This is a genomic window from Pseudonocardia spirodelae, from assembly GCF_037727765.1.
GTDB lineage: Bacteria > Actinomycetota > Actinomycetes > Mycobacteriales > Pseudonocardiaceae > Pseudonocardia > Pseudonocardia spirodelae.
Genome location: NZ_JBBJUP010000011.1, coordinates 1 through 21683 on the forward strand (window position 1 = coordinate 1; position 21683 = coordinate 21683).

The following is a 21683-nucleotide window of genomic DNA, read 5'->3' on the forward strand; positions in this document are numbered from 1 at the left end:
CGGTCACCGCGGCGGCGGACGCGAGCTCCGCGGCCGCCGCGGCGTGCTCCCCGGCGCGGCCGTCGCCCGCCCCCCGCGCGGCGACGGCCAGGTCGGCCGCCGCGGCGGCGCCCAGCGCGCACAGCGCCAGCTCCCCGAGGTGGTGCGGGTACTCCGCCCGCAGCACGGCCAGCGCGGCGGCGACCCGGTCGGCGGCCCGGCCGGGGTCCCCGCGCCACAGGGCGGCCTCGGCCCCCACGACGCCCTGCAACAGGGCGGCCTGGTCGTGCGGCGGCGGTTCGGCCGACAGGGCGGTGAGCAGCTCCTCCGCGGCGTCGAGCTCGCCGCGGGCGACGGTCACCTGCGCGCCCGCCACCGCGAGCTGGCCGGTCACCCGCAACGGCAGCGCGGGGTCGACGTCGGCGGCGATCCGCACGGCCTCGTCCCAGGCGCCGCGCTGGAAGTCGACCCGCACCTGGGCCACGCGGAACTCGAAGCCGTAGCCGCCGCGGTGCAGCCCGTGCTCCCGGGCCCGGCGCACGCCCTCGGCGAGCTCGTCGGCGGCGGCGTCGAGCAGCCCGTCCTCGATGAAGGAGACCCCGCGGTTCCACACCGTCCGCAGCTCCACGACGCGGTTGCCCGAGGCCGCGGCCAGCGCGGCGGCGCCCGCGAGCCGGTCCCGGGCGGCCTGCGGGTCGCCCTCCATCCGGGCGCAGAAGGCCAGCGTGATCAGGGCGTCGGCGCAGACCGCGCCGAGGTCGAGGTACTCCGGCGAGCCCTCGGGCGGCGGCGCCGTCTCGTGCAGCGCGCGCGCCACCGCCAGCGACGCCCGGGCGTGGGTCCAGGCGGGTTCGGCACGGTCGGCGTTCAGCAGCGCCCGCGCCAGGACGGCGTGCGACCACGCCAGGACGGTCCCCGGCGGCTCGTGCTCCTGCAGCGCGACGGCGGCGGACGCCACCGTGATCGCCTCCTCGATCCGGGAGCCGTCGTCGAGCAGGCGCATCGCGTACCGGCGCCGGGCGTCGGCGCGCGCCCGCGGGCCCTCGTGCAGGTCGGCGACCCGCACCGCGCGGGCACCGAGCGCGGTGCCGCGGACCGGGTCGCCGGAGGCGCTGGCGGCCCAGGCGGCCTCCCGGGTGAGCACACTCTCCGCGATCCCCGAGACGCGCTCGGGGTCGGCGACCGCGGACCACAGCTCCAGCGCCCGCTCGGCGTGGACCAGCATCTCGGCCGGACCGTGCCGGCGGTCCGCCTCGCGGGCGGCCACCACCGACGCCGCGAGCGCTCGCGGCAGGTCGTGCGCGGCCAGCGCGTGCCGGGCGAGCTCGGCGGCGACCCCCGGTTCGCCCTCCCGCGGGGCGAGCAGCTCGGCGAGGCGCGCGTGCAGCGTGACCCGCTCGCCGGGGAGCAGGTCGTCGTGCACGGCCTCGCGCAGCAGCGCGTGCCGGAACGCGTAGTACTCGGCGCCCGGCGCCGGGTCGGGGACGAGCAGGTGGTGCGACACGGCCTCGCGCAGGCCCTCGGCCAGCTCCGCGGCCGGAAGCCCCGACGCGTCGCGCAGCAGGTCGTGCGGGATCCGCCGCTCGGCCAGCGACGCGACCCGCAGGACCGCGCGGGCCGGTTCGCCGAGGCGGTCCAGCCGGGTCAGCAGGACGTCGGCCAGCCCGCCCGGCAGGCCGCCGGACCCCGCGGCGAGCAGCTCCTCGGCGTAGAAGGCGTTGCCCTCGCTGCGGGCCGCGATCCGCCGCATCGTCGCCTCGTCCGGTTCCCGGCCGGGCACGGCCCGTCCGCGCACGAGTGCGAGCACGGCCTCGGGGTCGAGCGGACCCAGCTCCAGGCGGCGCACGGCGGGCAGCCGCACCAGCTCGGCCAGCGCCGGACGCAGCGGATGGCGCCGGTGCAGGTCGTCGGAGCGGTAGGTCGCCAGCACGAGCAGGCGCTGGGACCCGAGCCGGGCCAGCAGGTAGGCGAGCAGCTCGCGGGTGGAGCGGTCCGCCCAGTGCAGGTCCTCCAGCACGACGAGCAGCGGGGCCTCCGCCGCGGCGTCCCGCACGGCCCCGGCCACCGCGTCGAACAGCTGCAGCCGCCCCGAGTCGTCGCCGGCGCCGGCGGGGCCACCGGTGACCGGGGCACCGGGGAGCAGCCCGGCCAGCACCGGGCGGAGCACGGTCCCCGACTCGGCCAGCGCGGCGAGGACCTCGGAGAAGGGCAGGTAGGGCAGTGCGGCGCCGCCCGAGTCCAGGCAGCGGCCCAGCACGACCCGCACCCCGGCGTCGGCGGCCCGGGCGGCGAGGGCGGTGGCGAGACGGGTCTTGCCGATCCCCGCCTCGCCGGCCAGCAGCACGGCGCAGGCCCGGCCCGACCGTGCCGTGTCCAGGGCGCGGCCCAGGTCGGCCAGCTCGCTGTCGCGGCCGACGAGTCCGCCGGCCGGTTCCGGGCCGACGGACACCTCGTGCGCCGGACCCGCCGCCCCACCCGTCATGCGACGCATGGTGGCACGGGACACCGACGCCCCCGGCGCGATCGCGCCGCGCCGGGGACCGGTGACGGCCCGGTCAGGCACGGGGCCGCAGCACCGCCCGGCCCGGATGCCCGGCCGGGTCGGGCAGCGGGCGCCGCCGCCACCAGCCCGCGAGCAGGGCCCGCAGCCGGCCGTGCGGCGCGGGGCCGCGCACCGCGCGGGCGAGACGCTCGCGGTCGGCCTCGGCGCGGAGCAGGCACTGCCGCTCCCGGGCCAGGGCGACGAGGTGGTCCATCGGGACGGTGGTCATCAGCATGGGACCGACCCTGCCGCTGAGGGGACGGCCCGGGCATCGGGCGATCACGTCGCCCCGGACCGCCCGGGCCCGGTCCGGGTAAGGGCCGGTCCCTTACGCCGGCGGCGGCAGCAGGCCGCGCCGGTAGGCCGGCACGAGCGAGCGGGGCACGAGGTGCCGGCGCCCCTGGAGCGTGACCGGGACCAGGTCCGGCGTGGTCGCCTTCCACTGCGACCGGCGGTGGCGGGTGTTGGCGCGCGACATGCGCCGCTTGGGTACGGCCATCAGATCTCTCCTCGGGGGTCGTCTCGCAGGGTGGGGTCCTGCAGGGACACCGGTGCGGGGTCCTCGCAGGGCTCGTCGTGCGCCCAGCCGAACGGGTCGGGCAGCGCGGTCCACGCGTCCTCGCCGGCGGCGATCTCGGCGTCGGTGAGCAGGGCGGCGCGCAGCGCGGCGTCGATCTCGTCGGGGTCGGCGTCGTGGCAGATCGCGACGAGGTCCTGGGCGCGGTCGCCCCAGCGCGGGTGCCAGGCCAGCGCGGCCAGCGCCCGGCGCTGGTCGCCCGCCTCGGCCCAGGCCGAGTCGTCGGCACCGGCGAGCCAGTCGCCGGCGTGCCCGATCCGCATGCCGCCGCCGGCGCTCTCGACCCACAGGACGGCGTCGGGCCGGGTGGCGAGCCAGATCCGGCCGCGGGCGCGCACGACGCCGTCGAGCAGCGAGTCGATCGCCTCGTGCAGCCGGTCGGGATGGAACGGGCGGCGGGCGGAGAACAGCAGGGTGCGCACGCCGCTGTCGGCCTCCAGCGGGGGCGCGCCGCGCAGCAGCGGGTCGTGCACGCCGCCGGGGACGCCGCGGCGGGCCTCGGGGCCCAGGCCGTCGCAGAACACCCGGTGGTCGGCGCGGCCGGCGAGCAGCCGGGGTGCGGTGGGGCACAGCCGGTCCAGGACGGCGGCGGTGCGGTCCGCCCCGGCCGGCCCGACCGACCGGGTCAGGACCAGGACGTCGGCGAACTCGGCCTGGCCGACGGCGAGCTGCGCGACCGTCCGCTCGTCCTCGGGCAGGGTCGACAGGCCGCGCTCGGGCAGCGTCGCGTCCCCGGTCGCGTCCTCCAGCCAGGAGTCCGGGTCCAGCACGGCGACCACGCCGCGCAGGTCGACGAGGTCGACGGCGGTGCAGGCCTCCCGCCCGTCGCCCGGCTCGAACAGCACCGACCCGAGTGCCCAGCACACCGGCTCGGGCTCCAGGCGCGGGTCGAGGTGCAGCACCACCCGCCCCACGGTCCCGGCCAGTTCGGCCAGGGTCGGCAGCACGTCCTCGCGGATGGTGCAGCTCACGCAGCCGTGGGCGAGCTCCAGGACGGTGCGCTCGTCGCGGTCGTGGTCGCGCAGCCGGCGGTGCACCAGCCCACGGCCCAGGTCGTGCAGGTCGTGGTGCAGCACGACGACGCCCGGGTCGAGCTCGCGCATCCGGGCGATCGTGCGCTCCACCCCGTCGCGCTCGGTCCCGCACAGGACCACCAGCTCGGTCATGACGTCCTCCCGGAGTCCGACGTGGTCACGGTCGGGTGTAGCTTAAACGAAAACGATTCCCATGTTGAGAGGAGGGGTTCGCGATGGCCAAGTCGACCGACGTCCGGCCGATCGTCAAGCTGCGCTCGACCGCGGGTACCGGCACGACCTACGTGACCCGCAAGAACCGGCGCAACGACCCGGACCGGCTGGTCCTGCGCAAGTACGACCCCAAGCTGCGTCGCCACGTCGAGTTCAAGGAGGAGCGCTGATGCCCGCCCGCGCCAGGCCCACCCGGGCGCCCCGCCGCAAGGCCAACCCGCTGAAGGCCCGCGGGATCGAGCACGTGGACTGGAAGGACGCCGCGCTGCTGCGCACGTTCATCTCCGACCGCGGCAAGATCCGCGCCCGCCGCGTGACCGGGCTGACCGGCCAGCAGCAGCGCCAGGTCGCCGTCGCGATCCGCAACGCGCGCGAGATGGCCCTGCTGCCCTACCCGCACGCGGGGCGGTGAGCGATGTCGAAGCGATGTGACCTCACCGGCCGCGAGCCGGGGTTCGGCAAGTCGGTCTCGCACTCCCACCGTCGCACCAGCCGGCGCTGGGACCCCAACGTGCAGACCCGCCGCTACTGGCTGGCCGAGGAGAACCGCTGGGTGCGGCTGACGCTGTCGGTGAAGGGGATCAGGACGGTGGACCGGATCGGCGTCTCCGCCGCGGTGGCGAAGATCCGGGCGAACGGGGTGAAGGTCTGATGGCCACGACCGGACAGATCGCGAAGAACGAGCGGCGCAAGCGGATCGTCGCCCGCTACGCCGAGCGGCGCGCCGAGCTCAAGGCGCTCATCGCCCGTCCCTCGACGCCGGACGCCGAACGCGAGGCCGCCGTGGCCGAGCTGCGCCGCCAGCCGCGTGACGCGAGCGCCACCCGGGTCCGCAACCGCGACTCGGTCGACGGCCGGCCGCGCGGGCACCTGCGCAAGTTCGGGGTGTCCCGGGTCCGCCTGCGCGAGCTCGCGCACGACGGGGCACTTCCGGGTGTCCGCAAGTCGAGCTGGTGACGAACAGCGGTTGACCTGCACGGATCGGGTTCCGGGACCCCCCGTTCGGGGGCCCGGGACCCCCGTGTAGAGTTCTTTTCGTCGGTGAGAGCGCGGCCCACGGCCGCGCGGGCCACCGGCGCTGCCGCCCCCTTAGCTCAGTCGGCAGAGCGTCTCCATGGTAAGGAGAAGGTCTACGGTTCGATTCCGTAAGGGGGCTCTACAAGGGGCCTCGTCGCATGCGGCGGGGCTTCTTGCATGACGGTGTAGCTCAGTTGGTAGAGCAAGCGGCTCATAATCGCTGTGTCGCCGGTTCAAGTCCGGCCATCGTCACCACACTGGCGCACCATCACCGAGACAGCTGGGAGGCACCCGCGATGGCCAAGGCCACGGACGTGCGGCCGAAGATCACTCTGGCCTGCGAGGAGTGCAAGCACCGCAACTACATCACCAAGAAGAACCGGCGGAACGACCCCGACCGGCTCGAGGTCAAGAAGTTCTGCCCGAACTGCGGCACCCACCGGGCCCACCGCGAGACCCGCTGAGCGTGGTCGACCAGTCCTGGGTCGGTCACAGCACCGACCCGGTCGGGCCGTACCAGGTCGGTCGCGAGAAGATCCGCGAGTTCGCCGTCGCCATCGGTGACGGCGATCCGCTGTTTCGGGACCCGGACGCCGCGCGGGCGGCCGGCCACCGCGACCTCGTCGCTCCGCCCACGTTCCCCACGTGCTTCACGATGCCGGTCATCGAGGAGTTCCTGAGGGACCCGGCGCTGGGCTGGGACTACACCCGCATGGTCCACGGCGACCAGCGGATCGTGTTCCGCCGCCCGGTCGTCGCCGGTGACGAGCTGACGACCGTGCTGCACGTCGACGAACTCCGGACGCGGGCGGGCAACCACATGCTCACCCTGCGCTGCGAGGTGACCGACGCCTCGGGCGCCGCCGTCGCGACGACGCACTCGATGCTGGTGAGCCCGGCGGGGGAGGACGCATGACCGCGCTGACCCCGGACACCGCCGCCTCGGTCGCGAAGGGCGACGCGCTGCCCTCGCTGTCGGTGCAGGTCACCCGCGCCGACCTGGTCCGCTACGCCGGCGCCTCCGGTGACCTCAACCCGATCCACTGGAGCGACCGCGTCGCCGGCTCCGCGGGCCTGCCCGGGGTGATCGCGCACGGGATGCTCTCGATGGCACTGGCCGGGCGGGTGCTCACCGCCTGGACCGGCGATCCCGCCGCGATCCGCAGCTACGGCACCCGCTTCACGCGCCCCGTGGTCGTCCCCGACGACGACGCCGGCGCCACCGTCGAGCTGTCCGGTGCCGTCGCCGAGGTCCGCGACGAGGGCGGTGAGCGGATCGCCGTCGTCGACCTCAAGGCCACCTTCGAGGGGAAGGCGGTGCTCGGACGCGCACGGGCCGAGGTCGTCCTCCCGGGCTGAGCCGACCCCGGGGTACGGACCCGCCGGAGCGGGTGCGTACACTCGGAACAGCCGGGCGCACCGGATGATCGGTCGCGCCCGCCCCGCCGCCCAGCAGGGCGGATCGGGGCAAAGGGGTGTAGCTCAATTGGCAGAGCAGCGGTCTCCAAAACCGCAGGTTGCAGGTTCAAGTCCTGTCACCCCTGCCACGACGCCGCAGGTCACCGGAGTTCACGGTGGCGCGGCCGACGGCACGGACGGCGAAGCGACGAGGGTTCTCCCGAGACGGAGGACGTGACCGAGGGCGGGCGGACGCCCGCCACGTGCGGAGGGCGACAGGCGTGAGCGACGAGCACGAGTCGGAGCGGCCCGGGCGGGAGCGCCCGAGCAACGCCGCCGACCGTCGGGGCCGACGGGCCGCCGGCTCCGCGAACACCCCCGGCAAGGGGCGCGCCACGCCGACCCGGGCCGCCGCCGCGACGAAGGAGAAGAAGCCCTCCCCGTTCGCGCGGATCGCCCGGTTCCTGCGCGAGGTCGTCGCCGAGCTCCGCAAGGTCATCTGGCCCGACCGCGGCCAGATGGTGAAGTACACGATCGCGGTCCTGGTCTTCGTGTCGTTCATGGTGGCGCTCGTGTTCGTGCTCGACTCGGCCTTCGCCGAGGGCGTCTCCCTGCTGTTCGGCAACTGACGCGAGCACGAACGCCGTACCGGCGCCGACCGACGACACCGAACATGGAAGCGAGTAGGACGTGACCTCCGACAGCAAGGCGTACGACGAGGCGGCCGACGAGGCCGCGATCGACGCCGTCGCCGAGAACGCGGCCGACGAGACGCTGCCCGAGCAGTCCGTCCAGGACGCCGACGTCGAGGCGGCGCACGGCGAGGACGTCGTCTCCGGTGACTACACCGACGCCGACGACCACTCCACCCCCGGCGCCGAGGCCGAGACCCTGGCGGGCGACGGCGAGGCCGTCCCGACCGCCGAGGACGCGGCCGCCGAGGACGCGGCCGGCGACGACGCGAGCGCCGAGACGGACGGTGACACGGCCGCCGAGGCCGAGGAGCCCGACGAGGACGTCGACCCGGAGGAGGAGCTGCGCGCCGCGCTGCGCCGCGCCCCCGGCGACTGGTACGTCGTGCACTCCTACGCCGGCTACGAGAACAAGGTGAAGTCCAACCTCGAGACCCGGGCCCAGACCCTGGACGTCGAGGACTACATCTTCCAGGTCGAGGTGCCCACCGAGGAGGTCACCGAGATCAAGAACGGGCAGCGCAAGAAGGTCCAGCGCAAGGTGCTGCCCGGCTACATCCTGGTGCGGATGGAGCTCAACGACCAGTCCTGGGGCGCCGTCCGGAACACCCCGGGCGTGACCGGCTTCGTGGGTGCCACGAACAAGCCGTCGCCGCTGGCCCTGAACGAGGTCGTGAAGTTCCTGCTGCCGAAGACCGAGGCCCCCAAGAAGGAGGCCGAGGCCGGCAGGGCCGCGTCCACCGGTGGTGCCGCCTCGTCCGGCGGTGCCCCCACCATCGAGGTCGACTTCGAGGTCGGCGAGTCGGTCACCGTCATGGACGGGCCGTTCGCCACGCTCCCGGCGAGCATCTCCGAGGTCAACGTCGACGCCCAGAAGCTCAAGGTGCTCGTCTCGATCTTCGGCCGGGAGACCCCGGTCGAGCTCGGGTTCAACCAGGTCTCGAAGATCTGAGAGCGCCCGTGAGGAACGTCCGTGGCGAGGCAGGGCCGCGCGGCGTGCACATCGATCACTGAGGAACGGACATGCCCCCCAAGAAGCGGAAGCTCTCCGCGATCATCAAGCTCCAGATCCAGGCCGGTGCCGCGAACCCGGCCCCGCCGGTCGGCCCCGCGCTGGGTCAGCACGGCGTCAACATCATGGAGTTCTGCAAGGCGTACAACGCCGCGACCGAGTCGCAGCGCGGCAACGTCGTGCCGGTCGAGATCTCGGTGTACGAGGACCGCTCGTTCACCTTCGAGCTCAAGACCCCGCCGGCGGCGCGGCTGCTGCTCAAGGCGGCCGGTGTCGAGAAGGGCTCCGGTGAGCCGCACAAGACCAAGGTCGCCTCGGTGACCATGGACCAGGTGCGCGAGATCGCCCAGACCAAGATGGCCGACCTCAACGCCAACGACCTCGACCAGGCCGCCAAGATCATCGCCGGCACCGCCCGGTCGATGGGCATCACGGTCGACGGCTGACCCGGTCCACACAGACCTTTCCGTAAGCGTGGGAGAGCCGGGCGCGGCTCCTACCACGACCTGACCTCCGAAGGAGACGAGGACAGATGGCACAGCGCAGCAAGGCCTACCGCGAGGCCGCCGCGAAGATCGACGCGGACCGCCTCTACTCGCCGCTCGCCGCGGCGAAGCTGGCCCAGGACACGTCCAGCAAGAACACCGACGCGACCGTCGAGGTCGCGATGCGGCTGGGCGTCGACCCCCGCAAGGCGGACCAGATGGTCCGCGGCACCGTGAACCTGCCGCACGGTACCGGCAAGACCGCCCGGGTGATCGTGTTCGCCACCGGTGACAAGGCCACCGAGGCCGAGGCCGCCGGGGCCGACGCCGTCGGCGCCGAGGACCTCATCGAGCGGATCCAGGGCGGGTGGCTCGACTTCGACGCCGCCATCGCGACCCCGGACCAGATGGCCAAGGTCGGCCGCATCGCCCGCATCCTCGGCCCGCGTGGCCTGATGCCGAACCCGAAGACGGGCACCGTGACGCCGGACGTCACGAAGGCCATCAACGAGATCAAGGGCGGCAAGGTCAACTTCCGGGTCGACAAGCAGGCCAACCTGCACCTCGTCATCGGCAAGGCCTCGTTCGACACCGAGAAGCTGGTGGAGAACTACGGCGCCGCCTACGACGAGATCCTGCGGCTCAAGCCGTCGGCCGCCAAGGGCCGCTACGTCAAGAAGATCACCGTCTCCACCACCACCGGACCGGGCATCCAGGTGGACCCGAACCGCACCCGCAACCTCCTGGTCGCGGACGCGGAGGAGACCGACTGATCTCCCTGCACGACACGACGACGCCCCCGGTTCCGGACGGAACCGGGGGCGTCGTCGTGTGCGCCCTCAGGCCCAGTCGCGCAGGACGTCGTCGACGTCCTCGGGCCCGGTCGCGCGGGTGGCGGTCTCCGTGACCGTGCGGGAGAACCGCGGCGCCGGGGCGGCCTGCGGGACGCCCTCGGAGGTGACGATCGTGCCGCGGGCGCTCAGGTGGGCGTCCTCGCGGGCCTCGGCGAACGACAGCACCGGGGTGGTGCAGGCGTCGGTGCCGTCGAAGACCGCGGCCCACTCGTCGCGCGGCTTGGAGGCGAACACCTCGGTGAAGCGGGCCCGCATCGCCGGCCAGCCGGCGCGGTCGTACTGGTGGCCCAGCTCGTCCTCGGTCAGCCCCAGCCCGGCGATCAGCTGGGCGTAGAACTGCGGCTCCAGCGCCCCGACCGCCATGTGCCCGCCGTCGGCGCAGGTGTAGGTGTCGTAGAACGGCGCGTGCCCGTCGAGCAGGTTGGAGTCGCGCTCGTCGGTCCAGGCGTTCTGCGACAGGAAGCCCCAGAACATCTGGTTCAGGACGCTGACGCCGTCGACCATCGCCGCGTCGACGACCTGGCCCTGCCCGGACGCCCTGGCCTCCCACAGCGCCGCCAGCACCCCGATGACCAGCAGCATCGACCCGCCGCCGAAGTCACCGACCAGGTTCAGGGGCGGGACCGGGCGCTCGCCGGAGCGGCCGATCGCGTGCAGCGCGCCGGTGAGGGAGATGTAGTTGATGTCGTGTCCGGCGCGCGGCGCCATCGGACCGTCCTGCCCCCAGCCGGTCATCCGGCCGTAGACCAGGCGCGGGTTGCGGGCCGCGCAGTCCTGCGGACCGACGCCGAGCCGCTCGGTCACGCCCGGGCGGTAGCCCTCCAGCAGCACGTCGGCCCGCTCGACCAGGCGCAGGACCGTCTCGCGGCCCGCCGGGTCCTTCAGGTCGGCGGTGACCGTGCGCCGGCCGCGTGTCGTCGGGTCCGGCACGTCGTCGGAGCCGAGCTTCAGCCCGCCCGACGGCCGGTCGATCCGGACCACGTCCGCACCGAGATCCCCGAGGATCATCGCCGCGTGCGGTCCCGGCCCGATCCCGGCCAGCTCGATCACCTTCAGTCCGGCCAGCGGACCCCTGCCCCGTGTCACCGTGGACCTCCTCGTCGCGTGGTCGTGTCCCGGCGACGGTAGCGACCGGCGGCGGCCGGCCGGTCGGGTCCCCGGCCGGCTCGTGGTAGTGGGAGTCAGGCCTTCAGCAGGTCGTCGCGGCCGTCGGCCTCGAGCTTGGCCTTGTACGGCCCGAACAGCTGCTTGGCGATCGGCAGCAGCTTGAGGACCTTGGAGACCGGCCCCTTCGCGCGGACGTCGCCCTTGGCCAGCGCCACCGGGAGGATGACCTTGCCCAGCCAGAAGCGGTTGCCGGTGTCGGCGGACATGAACAGCTCGATGTTCGGGTCGGGCCCCGCGCCGGCCCCGGTGTGGATCTCCGAGTTCGGCATGTCGACGGTGATCACCGCGTCCGGGTTCGTGTAGGTGATCCGCAGGACGACCCCGGACGGCTGCAGCTTCGCGACCAGGTCCGGGTCGGCCATGCCGATCCGGAACACCCCGCCCAGGTACTCGTAGACCTCGGCCTCGTCGGCGAACACGGCCATCAGCGCCTCCTCGCGAGATGTGGCCGGGCACGATGCCGCCCGGCACGTCGCGGGGAGTCTGACCCGCGCCGTCCGGGGAGCGCAGCCGATCACCGGGCCAGGCTTGGCCCGTCCGGGCCGTGCAGCAGGACGAGCCTGCCGGGCCGTGGCCGCGCTGCCCGGGTCCGCGCCGGCCGGTCGGACCTCAGCGGCCGGCCGGGTGCTCGTCGAGCAGCCCGCACCGCCCGGCCAGCGCGGCCGCCTCGATCCGGTTCGCCGCGCCCAGCTTGTGCAGCAGCGAGGCGATCATGCGCTTGGCGGTGCGCTCGCTGACCAGCATCGGGCGGGCGATGTCGGCGGTCTCCAGACCCCGCGCCAGCAGCGTCCACAGCTCGATGTCGCGCTCGCCGAGCCGGTCGAGCAGGCCGTCGGCGGTGCGGTCGGCCGCGACGAGCAACGCGTCGAGCAGCTCCGCACGCAGCACCCGCACCCCGGCCGCGATCGACAGCAGCGGCGCGACCAGCACCTCCGGGTCGGCGGACTTGCCCAGGTAGCCGTCGGCGCCGGCGCGCATCGCGGCGGCGGCCAGGTCGAGGTCCTCGGTGCCCGACAACGCCAGCACCCGGGTGGCCGGGTAGGCGGCGCGGATCCGGCGGATCGTCTCCACCCCGCCCAGCGGGGGCAGCGCGAGGTCGACGATCGCGATCCCCGCCCGGTGCTTCCCGACCAGCGCGACGGCCTCCTCGCCCACGGTCGTCGACCCGGCGACCCGGAACGTGTCCCCGGCCCGGGACTCCAGCAGCAGCGCCAGCCCCTGCGCGAACAGGGCGTGGTCGTCGACGATGACGACCACGTGCGGCGCGGTCGGCGCGGTGGACATGGCGCGAGCCTAGTGTGACGGCCGACCCCGCCCCCGTCGGAGAGGCCGCCGCCGTGAGTACCCAGCCCGACGAGCTCCCCGAGCGCACCCGCGAGGAGCGCCAGGCCGTCGTGCTGCGCCTGTGCGTCGTGCTCGCCGCGGTCGCCCTCCTGGTGCTCCGCCCGGACCTGGCCGCGCAGCGGCCGGCGGTCGCGGCGGTCCTGATCGGGCTGACCGCGGTGTACGCCGCGGCGCTGGCGGCGATCTCGGTGCTGCGCGGCAGGTTGCCCGTCCGGCCCGCGGTGCTGACCGGGGTGGACGGGGTGCTCGCGCTGCTCGCCTGCGGGCTCACCGGCGGCGTCGCGAGCCCGATGGTGGCGGCGCTGCCGCTGGTCGTCATCGCGATCGCGCTGCGCGGCGGCCACCGGGTGGGCCGGGCGGCCGCGCTCGGTCTCGGCGTCGGCTACACCGTCGCGGCGCTGCTCGGGTCGGGCCCGGGCGTCACCGCGGCCGACGCGCTGACCGCCGGGGTGTGGTGGACCGGCTTCCTGTTCGCCACGGCCGTGCTCACCGGGGTGCTCGTGCGGCTGCTGGAGCGCCAGCTCGCCGACATCGCGACCACCCGCGCGCGGGCCGAGAGCGAGCACGAGCGCTACCTGTCCGAGCGGGCGCTGCGCGACCGGATCGTCTCCCAGAGCCGGGCCCGGCTCGACGGGGCGCGGGTGGTGCTGCACGAGTTCCGCACCCCGGTGGCGTCGCTGACCGCGCTGTCGGCCGACCTCGCCGCGGGCCGGCTCACCGGGGAACCGGCCCGGACGGCGTCGCGGCTGCTCGCCGACCACGCCGCGCACCTGCAGGAGATGCTCGACGGGCTGGCCGACCTCGCCGTCGCCGACGGCAGCCCGCTCGGCCGCAACCGGCCGCGCCGGGTCGTGCTCGCCGAGCTGGCCGACGCCGTCGGGGACGCGGCCGGGATCAGCGCGCCGCGCCGCCGCGCGACCGTCGAGCCGCCGGACGCCGCGGTGCTCTGCGACCCGCAGCGGCTGCGGCGCCTGCTCACGAACCTCGCCGAGAACGCCGCCCGCCACTCCGGTGACGAGCCGGTCGACCTGCACCTGGCCCACGACGGCGCCGTCCTCGTCGCCGAGGTCCGCGACCGCGGCCCGGGCCTGCCGCCCGGCCAGGAGGGCGTGGTGACGGCCAAGGGGGTCGCGCTGGGGGAGCGGCGCGGCACCGCGGGTCTCGGCCTGTGGATCGCCGAGGCGCTGGCGTCGGCGATGGACGGCGAGCTGAGCCTGCTCCCGCGCGAGGGCGGCGGGCTCGTCGCCCGCCTCAGCCTGCCGCTGCCACCCGCCTGAGCCCCGCCTGGCACCCGGGGGCCAGCACTGGCGCGGGCGGCGGGTGTGACCCGCCCGGCCGTCCGGCCAGGATCGACCGCCATGCGGACGACGGCAGCGGTGCTGTGGGAACCGGGCGGCAAGTGGGAGATCGAGGAGGTCGAGCTCGACTCCCCGAACGCCGGTGAGGTGATGGTCGAGCTGACCGCGTCGGGGCTGTGCCACTCCGACGAGCACCTGGTCACCGGGGACCTGCCCGCGGTGCTCCCGATGGTCGGCGGGCACGAGGGCGCCGGCCGGGTGATCGAGGTCGGGCCCGGTGTCACCGAGCTGGAGGTCGGCGACCCGGTCGTGATGACCTTCCTCCCGTCCTGCGGGCGGTGCCCGTACTGCAACACGGGCCGGCCGAACCTGTGCAACGACGGCGCCGGCGCCACCCTCGGCCCGCAGCTCGACGGCACCTACCGTTTCCACGCCCGCGGCGAGGACCTGGGCCAGATGTGCCTGCTGGGCACGTTCGCCCGGCACACCGTCGTCCCGGTGAAGTCCACGGTGAAGATCGACGAGGGCTTCCCGCTGGACCTGGCCGCGCTGGTCGGCTGCGGCGTCACCACCGGCTTCGGCTCCGCGGTGCGCACCGCGGACCTGCGGGCCGGCGACACCGCCGTCGTCATCGGCGTCGGTGGCATCGGCGCGAACGCGGTGCAGGGCGCCCGGGCGGCCGGCTGCCGCTACGTCGTCGCCGCCGACCCGGTCGAGCACAAGCGCGAGCGTGCGCGCGAGCTGGGCGCCACCCACGTCGCCGCGAGCATCGACGAGGCGTGGGAGATCGTCAGCGAGGTGACCCGCGGCCAGATGGCCGAGGCCGCCATCCTGTGCACCGGTGTCGCGATGGGGGAGGACCTGCAGCCCGCGCTGCAGCTGGTCGGCAAGCGCGGCCGCGTCGTCGTCACCGCGCTGGCGCGGGCCGAGGAGGAGACGGCGTCGCTGTCGCTGCTCGACCTCACGCTGTACGAGAAGCAGATCCGCGGCGCGCTGTTCGGCAGCTCGGCGGCGCAGTTCGACATCCCGCGCCTGCTGGAGATGCACAACCTCGGTCAGCTCAAGCTGCGCGAGCTGATCACCCGCGAGTACTCCCTCGACCAGGTCAACGAGGGTTACGAGGACATGCGCTCCGGGCGCAACATCAGGGGTCTCATCCGGTACTGACCGTCCGGCGGTCCGGGTCTCGAGCGACGGCAAAGGAGCCGCACGTTGAGCGTCACCACCACGCGCACCATCGAGCACGGCAAGCGGGACGGGTTCGCCAGCCTGTCACCCGGACGGCTGCGTCAGGACTCGTTCCCGATGCGGCTGTTCGCGAAGGGCAACGGGCGGCACTGGGACCCGTCGTCGATCGACTTCACCCGGGACGCGGCGGACTTCGCCGCGATGACCGACGACGAGCGCTGGCAGACCTGCGCGCTGGCCGCCCAGTTCATGGCGGGCGAGGAGTCGGTCACCCAGGACCTCCAGCCGTTCGTCGCGGCGATGGCGGCCGAGGGCCGGCTGGGCGACGAGATGTACCTGACCCAGTTCGTCTACGAGGAGGCCAAGCACACCCAGGCCTTCCGGCTGTGGTTCGACGCGGTCGGGATGACCGAGGACCTGCACTCCTACATCGAGCACAACGAGCACTACCTGGAGATCTTCACCCGGGCGCTGCCGCAGAGCCTGTACGCGCTGGCCGACGACCCGTCGCCGGCGAACCAGATCCGGGCCTCGGTCACCTACAACCACGTCGTCGAGGGCACGCTCGCGCTCACCGGCTACTTCGCCTGGCACAAGATCTGCGCCGAGCGCGGGATCCTGCCCGGGATGCAGAAGGTCATCAAGCACATCGGCGACGACGAGCGTCGCCACATGGCCTGGGGCACCTTCACCTGCCGCCGTCACGTCGCGGCCGACGACGGGCTGTGGGCGGTCGTCGACGAGCGCATGCAGGAGCTGATGGTGCCGGCCATGGGCGTCGTCACCGGGACCGTCGACCGGTGGCCGGAGGGGCAGGCGCCCTTCGGGATCGACCTGAACGAGCTCGCCGAGTACGCGATGGACAAGGTCGGCCGCCGGCTCGGCGCGATCGAGTCCGCCCGCGGGGCGGACGTGCGCACCATCGACGCCGACGCGGAGCCCGAGCAGCTGGAGGAGCGCTTCCACGCCGAGGACCAGAAGGTCCTGGCCGCGGCGGCCGCGTCCTAGGACGCCGACGGCCCCGGTCCCGCACGCGGCGGGCCGGGGCCCGCGGTCCTGCGGCGGGCTCAGCCGTCGACGAGTTCGCGCACGGCGCGCAGGTGCTCCGGGCTGCCGTCGACGACCATCGTCGTGATCAGCGAGTCGCGGAACACCGGCAGCTCCTCGGCGATCTTCGCCGCCGGGCCGACCAGCGCCACCTGCTCGACCATCGAGGTGGGGACGGCCGTCGCCGCGGCCTGCTTGTCCCCGCCGAGGTAGAGCTCCTGGATGCGGGCGCACTCGTCCTCGTAGCCCATGCGGGCGAAGACCTCGTAGTGGAAGTTCGCGCCCTTCGCGCCCATCCCGCCGATGTAGAGCGCGAGGAACGGGCGCAGCCGGTCCGCGGCGGCCTCGACGTCGTCGTCGAGGACGACCTGCACCATGCAGACGACCTCGAAGCCCCCGGGCCGGCCGCCGCGGGCGGCGAACCCGGCGTCGAGCGACGCGCGGTAGTGCGCGTCGTGGCGGGGCGCGTAGAACAGCGGCTGCCAGCCGTCGGCGATCTCGGCGGCCAGCGCGACGTTCTTCGGGCCCTCGGCCGCGAGCAGGATCGGCAGGTCGGTCCGGTACGGGTGCAGCGTCGAGCGCAGCGGCTTGCCCAGCCCGGTGCCGCCCGGGTACGGGATCGGGTGGTGCGGTCCGCCGGAGACCACCTTCTCCCGCGCGATGGTGTCGCGCAGGATCCCGACGTACTCGCGGGTGCGTGCGAGCGGCTTCGGGTACGGCTGCCCGTACCAGCCCTCGACGACCTGGGGCCCGGACGCCCCGATGCCCAGCACCATCCGCCCGCCGGACAGGTGGTCCAGCGTCATGGCGGCCATCGCCGTCGCCGTGGGGGTGCGGGCCGACATCTGCGCCACCGAGGTGCCCAGGCGCATCCGCGTGGTCCGGGAACCGAGCCAGGACAGCGGGGTGAACGCGTCCGAGCCGTAGGCCTCGGCCGTCCACATCGAGTCGAAGCCGAGGTCCTCGGCGGCGTCGACCTTCTCCACGGTCCCCGGCGGCGGCCCGGCACCCCAGTAGCCGAGTGCCAGACCGAGCTTCACGAGCCCGTCCCGAAGGTGACCGGCAGCCGCTTGATGCCGTTGATGAAGTTGCCGGTCAGCCACTCCGGCTCGCCGACCGACAGGTCCGGGACGCGGGTGAGCAGCTGGTGGAACAGCGCCCGCAGCTGGGTCTTGGCCAGGTGGTGGCCCAGGCAGAAGTGCGGGCCGCCGCCGCCGAAGCCGACGTGCGGGTTCTCGGCGCGGGTGATGTCGAAGTCGTGCGGGTCGGCGAACACGGCGTCGTCGCGGTTGCCGGAGTGGTAGAACAGCACGACCCGCTCGCCCTCGGCGATCCTCTGCCCGCGGATCTCCGTGTCCCGGGTCGCGGTGCGCCGGAAGGTCAGCACGGGGCTGGCCCAGCGGACGAACTCCTCGACGGCCGGAGTGATCCGGTCGTCGAACTCCTCGGTCAGCAGCCGCTTCTGCTCGGGGTTGCGGTCCAGCGCGAGGATCGCGTGGCTGGAGGTCTGCCGGGTGGTGTCGTTGCCCGCGACGCACAGCAGGACGAAGAACGCCGCGATCTCCTCGTCGGTCAACGCGTCGCCGTCGACCTCGGCCTGCACCAGGGCGGTCATCAGGTCGTCCGCGGGGGACTCGCGGCGCAGCGCGGACAGCTCGAACGACGCCGTGTGCAGCGTCATCAGCCCGTTGAGCAGCACCGCCATCGGGTCGCCCTCGCCGATGTAGTCCGGGTCGTTCCAGCCGACCATGGCGTTGGCGGCGTCGGCGACCTCCTGCCGCTTCTCCGGCGGGATGCCGATCATCTGCGAGATCGTCCACATCGGCAGCCGCGCCGCGACCGCGGTCACGAAGTCCGCCGAGCCGTCGCCGGCGAGCAGGTCGTCGACGATGAGCCGGGCCTGCTCGGCGATCTGCTCCTCGATCTGCCGGACCCGGCGCGGGGTGAACACCGAGCTGATGACCTTGCGCTGGCGGTGGTGGCGCGGTGCGTCCATCGCGAGGATGGAGTGCGCGGCCTCCAGCATGTCCTCGGGCACGTCCTCCAGCATCACGCCGCCGTACTGCTGGCCGGACGCGAAGGTCTCGGCGTCGCGGCTGACGGCCTGGATGTCGGCGTGGGTGACCAGCGCCCAGAACCCGGGGGCGTCCGGGTCGGGCAGCAGATCGGTCTCGGCCGGCGGGTGCCAGGACAGCGGGCGCTCGCGGCGCAGCTCGGCGAACCGCTCCTCGCGGACGTCCGGGGTCTGTGCCCAGAACGCCTGGGTGGAGATGTCGAGCGGGTCGTACGGGCGCTTCTCCGTCGTGGTCACGGGGTTGCCTCCTCGCGGTTGCGTCGTCGGAACCGGATCAGATCTCGGGTGGGGGGATCATGCCTGTCAGCACGGCACCGCTGATGCCGCCGTCGGCGACGAGCGCGTGCCCGTTGATCCAGGCGGACTCCGGGCCGGCCAGGAACAGCACCGGTCCGGCGATGTCGGCGGGGGTCGCGTGCCTGCCGAGGAACGCGGAGAGCGCGTCGAGGTTCTCCTTGCCCATCGACTCCTCGAAGTCGCCGAGGATGGGCGTCTCGACCGGTCCGGGGCAGACGGCGTTCATCCGCACCCCGTTCTCGCCGAACACGGGGGCCATGAGCATCGTGTAGACGATCAGGGCCTCCTTCGAGAAGTTGTAGGCGTTGCCCGCCTGCGGGTGCTCGGCGAACCAGGCGAGCCCCTCGTCGACGGTGTCGGTGGCGAGCAGCTCGCGCAGTGCGGTCAGCCGGTCGGCCCAGCCGTAGCCGGCGATGGAGGCGACGTTCACGATCGCGCCACCGGGGCGGATCCGTTCGACGACCGACTCGGTCAGGTGACGGAGCCCGAGCAGGTTCACCCGCAGCACGAGCTCCGCGGGCGCGGTGCCGGGCACCCCCGCCACGTTGCAGAGGGCGTCGAACTCCCCGTCCAGGGCGGCGACGGCGGCGTCGATCGACGCGACGTCGGACAGGTCGCAGTGCACGTGCCGCGCGACGCCGACGGGGGTGTCCTTCAGGTCCAGCGAGACGACCTCGTCGCCGGCGTCGACGAACCGGTGTGCGACCTCGGCGCCGATCCCGGACGCGGCACCGGTCACCAGCACCCGGCGGCTCACGTGGTGACCAGGAGGTCCTCGCGGCCGTCGGCCTTGAGACGCTCGACGTAGGTCGGGAACAGGCGCTTGGACAGCGGCGCGAGCTGCAGGAGCTTGGTGACGGTGCCGTCGACCTTCACCTTGCCCTTGGCCATGGCGAAGGTCAGGTTGACGGTGCCCTGCCAGTAGGCGTTCGCGGTCTCGGTGGACATGGTCATCGTGGCCTGCGGCTCGGGGGCGCCGGCATCGGAGCCCTTCCAGACCTTCGCACCGGGCAGGTCGATGATCAGGGCGGAGTCGGGGTCGGTGCACTGCTGGCGCAGGACCAGTCCGGTGCCGCGGAGCTTGGGCTCCAGTTCGGGGTCGGCCAGTGCGGCCTCGAAGATGCCACCGATGTAGCGGTACAGCTCGTCCTCGTCGGCGAATCCGGGCACGGTTCCTCCACGTCGTCGTGAGTGTGTGACCTTGTACCCGGAACGTAACGTAGATTATGTTACTGGGGAAGTACCCGACCCCGACGACGTGGGAGAGCCGCCGATGAGCGTGACCGAGACCGGTGGGCCCACCGGGGCCGTGGGAGCGGACGCCGGCGGGCCGTCCGTCGCCGAGCAGGTGGCCCGGCTGCGCGCCACGTTCCGTGGTGGCCGGACCCGTGACCGGAGCTGGCGGCTGCGCCAGCTGGGCGGTCTGGAGCGGATGCTCACCGAGGCCGAGGACGAGTTCGTCGCGGCCCTGGCCGCGGACCTCGGCCGTCCCCGCGTCGAGGCATGGATGGCCGACCTGGCCCCGACCGTCGCGGAGTCCCGCCACGCCCGGAGGCACCTGCGCCGCTGGATGCGCCCGCACCGGGTCGGTCTGCCCCTGTCGGTGCAACCGGGGTCGGCGCGCTGGGTGCACGAGCCGCTCGGGGTCGTGCTGGTCATCGGGCCGTGGAACTACCCGGCGTACCTCACGCTCGCGCCGCTGGTGGCCGCGTTCGCGGCCGGGAACTGCGCCGTGGTGAAGCCGTCGGAGTACGCGCCCGCGACCGCCGAGGTGCTCGCCCGGCTGCTGCCGCGCTACACCGATCCGGACGCCGTCGCCGTCGTCACCGGGGGGCCGGGGGAGACCCAGGAGCTGCTCGCCCAGGGCCTGGACCACGCGTTCTTCACCGGCAGCCCGGAGGTCGGGGCGAAGGTGATGGCCGCCGCGGCACCGCACCTGACCCCGGTCACCCTCGAGCTGGGCGGGAAGAGCCCGGTGATCGTGGCCGCGGACGCCGACGTCGAGGTCGCCGCGCGCCGGATCGCCTGGACCAAGCTCATGAACTCCGGCCAGACCTGCGTCGCCCCGGACTACCTGCTCGTCGACTCCGCCGTCCGCGACGAGCTGGTCGAGCGGCTCGTCGCCGAGACCGCGCGGATGCGCGCCGGTGAGGGCGGGGGCGTGCGGATCGTCGACGCCCGGCAGGCGGCGCGGCTCGCGGGCCTGCTCGCCGACGACCACGGGGGCACCGTGGTGGCCGGCGGGACGATCGACCCGGAGACCCGCACCGGGGACCCGACGGTCGTGCTCGACCCGCGGCCGGGGTCCCGGCTGATGACCGAGGAGATCTTCGGCCCGATCCTGCCGGTGCTGACCGTCGACGGTGTCGACGCCGCGATCGCGCACGTCAACGCCGGTCCGAAGCCCCTGGCCGCCTACGTGTTCACCGGCTCGTCGCGCACCGCGGAGCGGGTCACCCGCGAGGTCCCCGCCGGAGCGACCGTGGTCAACCACCTGATGTTCCACGTGCTGGTGCCCCAGCTGCCCTTCGGGGGAGTGGGGCGCAGCGGCTCCGGGGCCTACCACGGGCGGTTCGGGTTCGAGACCTTCTCGCACCGGCGGGCGGTGCTGCGCAAGCCGGCCCGGCCCGACCCCGGCATCGTCTACCCGCCCTACGACGGGCGGACCGAGCGCCTGCTGCGCAGGATCTTCTGATCGGACACGCGCCCGGCGTGGCACCCTGGTGGGTCGGCACGGGTCGTGGAGAGAGGCGGGCGGGGTGGCCAGGAGAGCGGGTCGGCAGATCGCTGCCGAGCAGTACTACGACGCCGCGATGTCGATCCTCGCGCGCGAGGGCGCCGCCGGGCTCAAGATCGGTCCGTTGTGCCGGTCGCTCGGCGTGACCAGTGGGTCCTTCTACCACCACTTCGGCGGCTGGGCCGGCTTCGTCCGTGGCCTGCTGCGCTACTGGGAGGCCGAGCAGACCGACCGGGTCGTCGAGCTGGCCCGGGCGACCGCGGACCCGGTCGAGCGGATCGACGTGGTCAAGCAGCTCACGGTGGCCCTGCGGCACGACGCCGAGGCCGCGATCCGGGCGTGGGCCCAGATCGACCCCGAGGTCGGCCGCGCCCAGGCGCGGGTGGACGTGCAGCGCCGGATCGCGCTGGAGCAGGTGGTGGCCGACGTCGTGCCCGACCCGGACGCCGCCCGCAGGCTCGCCATCTTCGGCATCTCGCTGATGGCCGGTTACCAGCAGACCTGCGACCCCCGCGACCGGGATCTCCTGCGTGCCCTGTTCGACGACTACCAGGACCTCATCCTGTCGCACGCCCCGCACGTGACGCCGCCGATCGGGTGATCCTCCGAGCGGGTGGGGGCGTGGCCGCCGATTCGGTCGTACCGCAGCAATCGCGCCGTTCGGACCAGCCCTGCTCCCCGGTGGGGAGCACTGTTACCCACGGTCCGCGACATTCCGCTCCAGGTGA

At 74.0% G+C, this 21683-nt stretch carries 27 protein-coding genes and 3 tRNA genes; 19 read left to right on the plus strand and 11 right to left on the minus strand.

The features are described from left to right. The 4 genes from WJX68_RS14545 to mrf all read right to left on the minus strand — a co-directional run. Positions 1–2461, minus strand: a 2461-nt coding sequence (locus WJX68_RS14545) for an ATP-binding protein (protein WP_340291020.1), incomplete at its 3' end; no start/stop codon positions are given. Positions 2462–2534: 73 nt separating this feature from the next. After that, positions 2535–2756: a hypothetical protein gene (locus tag WJX68_RS14550; RefSeq protein WP_340291022.1), complete on the minus strand. Its 222-nt coding sequence runs from the start codon at positions 2754–2756 to the stop codon at positions 2535–2537. A 93-nt stretch (positions 2757–2849) separates the two neighbouring features. Next, the gene (gene rpmF / locus WJX68_RS14555; protein WP_340291024.1) at positions 2850–3020 is read right to left on the minus strand and encodes a 50S ribosomal protein L32; all 171 of its coding nucleotides are present in this window, start codon (positions 3018–3020) and stop codon (positions 2850–2852) included. Continuing rightward, complete coding sequence (gene mrf / locus WJX68_RS14560) at positions 3020–4264, minus strand: ribosome hibernation factor-recruiting GTPase MRF (protein WP_340291026.1); 1245 nt, start codon at positions 4262–4264, stop codon at positions 3020–3022. Before mrf ends, rpmF begins: the two co-directional genes overlap by 1 nt. A gap of 83 nt (positions 4265–4347) precedes the next feature. Between mrf and rpmG (WJX68_RS14565) the strand changes: the two genes are divergently transcribed. The 14 genes from rpmG (WJX68_RS14565) to rplA all read left to right on the plus strand — a co-directional run bounded on the left by rpmG (WJX68_RS14565) (position 4348) and on the right by rplA (position 9722). Continuing rightward, positions 4348–4515, plus strand: coding sequence for a 50S ribosomal protein L33 (gene rpmG, locus WJX68_RS14565; protein WP_340291028.1), 168 nt, complete (start codon positions 4348–4350; stop codon positions 4513–4515). Beyond that, positions 4515–4757: a 30S ribosomal protein S18 gene (gene rpsR, locus WJX68_RS14570; protein ID WP_340291030.1), complete on the plus strand. Its 243-nt coding sequence runs from the start codon at positions 4515–4517 to the stop codon at positions 4755–4757. Before rpmG (WJX68_RS14565) ends, rpsR begins: the two co-directional genes overlap by 1 nt. A gap of 3 nt (positions 4758–4760) precedes the next feature. After that, entirely contained in the window at positions 4761–4997 is a 237-nt protein-coding gene (rpmB, locus tag WJX68_RS14575; protein WP_340291032.1) for a 50S ribosomal protein L28, read from the plus strand. Further along, positions 4997–5302, plus strand: coding sequence for a 30S ribosomal protein S14 (gene rpsN, locus WJX68_RS14580; protein ID WP_340291034.1), 306 nt, complete (start codon positions 4997–4999; stop codon positions 5300–5302). Before rpmB ends, rpsN begins: the two co-directional genes overlap by 1 nt. A 126-nt stretch (positions 5303–5428) precedes the next feature. Further along, positions 5429–5501: transfer RNA gene (locus WJX68_RS14585), tRNA-Thr, on the plus strand. A gap of 40 nt (positions 5502–5541) precedes the next feature. Next, a tRNA-Met gene (locus WJX68_RS14590) sits at positions 5542–5617 on the plus strand. A 41-nt stretch (positions 5618–5658) separates the two neighbouring features. Continuing rightward, positions 5659–5826, plus strand: coding sequence for a 50S ribosomal protein L33 (gene rpmG, locus WJX68_RS14595; protein WP_340291036.1), 168 nt, complete (start codon positions 5659–5661; stop codon positions 5824–5826). A gap of 2 nt (positions 5827–5828) precedes the next feature. Next, a complete protein-coding gene (locus WJX68_RS14600; RefSeq protein ID WP_340291038.1) occupies positions 5829–6278 on the plus strand; it encodes an FAS1-like dehydratase domain-containing protein in 450 nt (149 codons plus the stop codon). Next, on the plus strand, positions 6275–6721 hold the full coding sequence (locus WJX68_RS14605; protein ID WP_340291040.1) for a MaoC/PaaZ C-terminal domain-containing protein: 447 nt from the start codon (positions 6275–6277) through the stop codon (positions 6719–6721). The genes WJX68_RS14600 and WJX68_RS14605 overlap by 4 nt, the downstream gene beginning before the upstream one ends. A gap of 112 nt (positions 6722–6833) precedes the next feature. Beyond that, positions 6834–6909: transfer RNA gene (locus tag WJX68_RS14610), tRNA-Trp, on the plus strand. 132 nt (positions 6910–7041) lie between these two features. Then, positions 7042–7389 carry a preprotein translocase subunit SecE gene (secE, locus tag WJX68_RS14615; protein WP_340291042.1) on the plus strand — a complete coding sequence of 116 codons (348 nt, stop codon included), beginning with the start codon at positions 7042–7044 and terminating at the stop codon, positions 7387–7389. Positions 7390–7450: 61 nt separating this feature from the next. Next, entirely contained in the window at positions 7451–8404 is a 954-nt protein-coding gene (gene nusG / locus WJX68_RS14620; RefSeq protein WP_340291044.1) for a transcription termination/antitermination protein NusG, read from the plus strand. Positions 8405–8475: 71 nt separating this feature from the next. Then, complete coding sequence (gene rplK / locus WJX68_RS14625) at positions 8476–8910, plus strand: 50S ribosomal protein L11 (RefSeq protein ID WP_340291046.1); 435 nt, start codon at positions 8476–8478, stop codon at positions 8908–8910. An 86-nt stretch (positions 8911–8996) separates the two neighbouring features. After that, the gene (gene rplA / locus WJX68_RS14630) at positions 8997–9722 is read left to right on the plus strand and encodes a 50S ribosomal protein L1 (protein ID WP_340291048.1); all 726 of its coding nucleotides are present in this window, start codon (positions 8997–8999) and stop codon (positions 9720–9722) included. A 66-nt stretch (positions 9723–9788) separates the two neighbouring features. Here the strand turns inward: rplA and WJX68_RS14635 are convergent, their stop codons facing one another. The 3 genes from WJX68_RS14635 to WJX68_RS14645 form a co-directional block, all read right to left on the minus strand. After that, complete coding sequence (locus WJX68_RS14635; protein WP_340291050.1) at positions 9789–10889, minus strand: CaiB/BaiF CoA transferase family protein; 1101 nt, start codon at positions 10887–10889, stop codon at positions 9789–9791. A gap of 95 nt (positions 10890–10984) precedes the next feature. Continuing rightward, positions 10985–11395 carry a sterol carrier protein gene (locus WJX68_RS14640; RefSeq protein ID WP_340291055.1) on the minus strand — a complete coding sequence of 137 codons (411 nt, stop codon included), beginning with the start codon at positions 11393–11395 and terminating at the stop codon, positions 10985–10987. A gap of 184 nt (positions 11396–11579) precedes the next feature. Beyond that, positions 11580–12254, minus strand: a complete 675-nt coding sequence (locus WJX68_RS14645; RefSeq protein ID WP_340291057.1) for a response regulator — start codon at positions 12252–12254, stop codon at positions 11580–11582. A gap of 53 nt (positions 12255–12307) precedes the next feature. On the opposite strand from WJX68_RS14645, the gene WJX68_RS14650 reads away from it, so the two are divergent. The 3 genes from WJX68_RS14650 (at position 12308) to WJX68_RS14660 (ending at position 15808) form a co-directional block, all read left to right on the plus strand. Beyond that, a complete protein-coding gene (locus tag WJX68_RS14650; RefSeq protein ID WP_340291059.1) occupies positions 12308–13591 on the plus strand; it encodes a sensor histidine kinase in 1284 nt (427 codons plus the stop codon). An 81-nt stretch (positions 13592–13672) separates the two neighbouring features. Then, positions 13673–14779 (plus strand): NDMA-dependent alcohol dehydrogenase, encoded by a 1107-nt coding sequence (locus tag WJX68_RS14655; protein ID WP_340291061.1) that lies wholly within the window; start codon positions 13673–13675, stop codon positions 14777–14779. 45 nt (positions 14780–14824) lie between these two features. After that, the gene (locus WJX68_RS14660) at positions 14825–15808 is read left to right on the plus strand and encodes a R2-like ligand-binding oxidase (RefSeq protein ID WP_340291063.1); all 984 of its coding nucleotides are present in this window, start codon (positions 14825–14827) and stop codon (positions 15806–15808) included. 59 nt (positions 15809–15867) lie between these two features. Here WJX68_RS14660 and WJX68_RS14665 read toward each other — a convergent pair whose 3' ends face one another. The 4 genes from WJX68_RS14665 to WJX68_RS14680 are packed head-to-tail and all read right to left on the minus strand — an operon-like array spanning position 15868 to position 19388. Then, on the minus strand, positions 15868–16887 hold the full coding sequence (locus WJX68_RS14665; protein WP_340291065.1) for an LLM class F420-dependent oxidoreductase: 1020 nt from the start codon (positions 16885–16887) through the stop codon (positions 15868–15870). Further along, positions 16884–18158: a cytochrome P450 gene (locus tag WJX68_RS14670; protein ID WP_340291067.1), complete on the minus strand. Its 1275-nt coding sequence runs from the start codon at positions 18156–18158 to the stop codon at positions 16884–16886. The genes WJX68_RS14665 and WJX68_RS14670 overlap by 4 nt, the downstream gene beginning before the upstream one ends. Positions 18159–18195: 37 nt before the next feature. Next, positions 18196–18975: a coniferyl-alcohol dehydrogenase gene (locus WJX68_RS14675; RefSeq protein WP_340291069.1), complete on the minus strand. Its 780-nt coding sequence runs from the start codon at positions 18973–18975 to the stop codon at positions 18196–18198. Next, on the minus strand, positions 18972–19388 hold the full coding sequence (locus tag WJX68_RS14680) for an SCP2 sterol-binding domain-containing protein (RefSeq protein ID WP_062397883.1): 417 nt from the start codon (positions 19386–19388) through the stop codon (positions 18972–18974). The genes WJX68_RS14675 and WJX68_RS14680 overlap by 4 nt, the downstream gene beginning before the upstream one ends. A 103-nt stretch (positions 19389–19491) precedes the next feature. Here WJX68_RS14680 and WJX68_RS14685 point away from each other — a divergent pair, with 103 nt between their 5' ends. Together WJX68_RS14685 and WJX68_RS14690 are read left to right on the plus strand one after the other, a co-directional pair. Next, on the plus strand, positions 19492–20913 hold the full coding sequence (locus WJX68_RS14685; RefSeq protein WP_340291073.1) for an aldehyde dehydrogenase family protein: 1422 nt from the start codon (positions 19492–19494) through the stop codon (positions 20911–20913). A gap of 64 nt (positions 20914–20977) precedes the next feature. Next, a complete protein-coding gene (locus WJX68_RS14690) occupies positions 20978–21556 on the plus strand; it encodes a TetR/AcrR family transcriptional regulator (RefSeq protein WP_340291075.1) in 579 nt (192 codons plus the stop codon). Positions 21557–21683 lie beyond the last annotated feature (127 nt).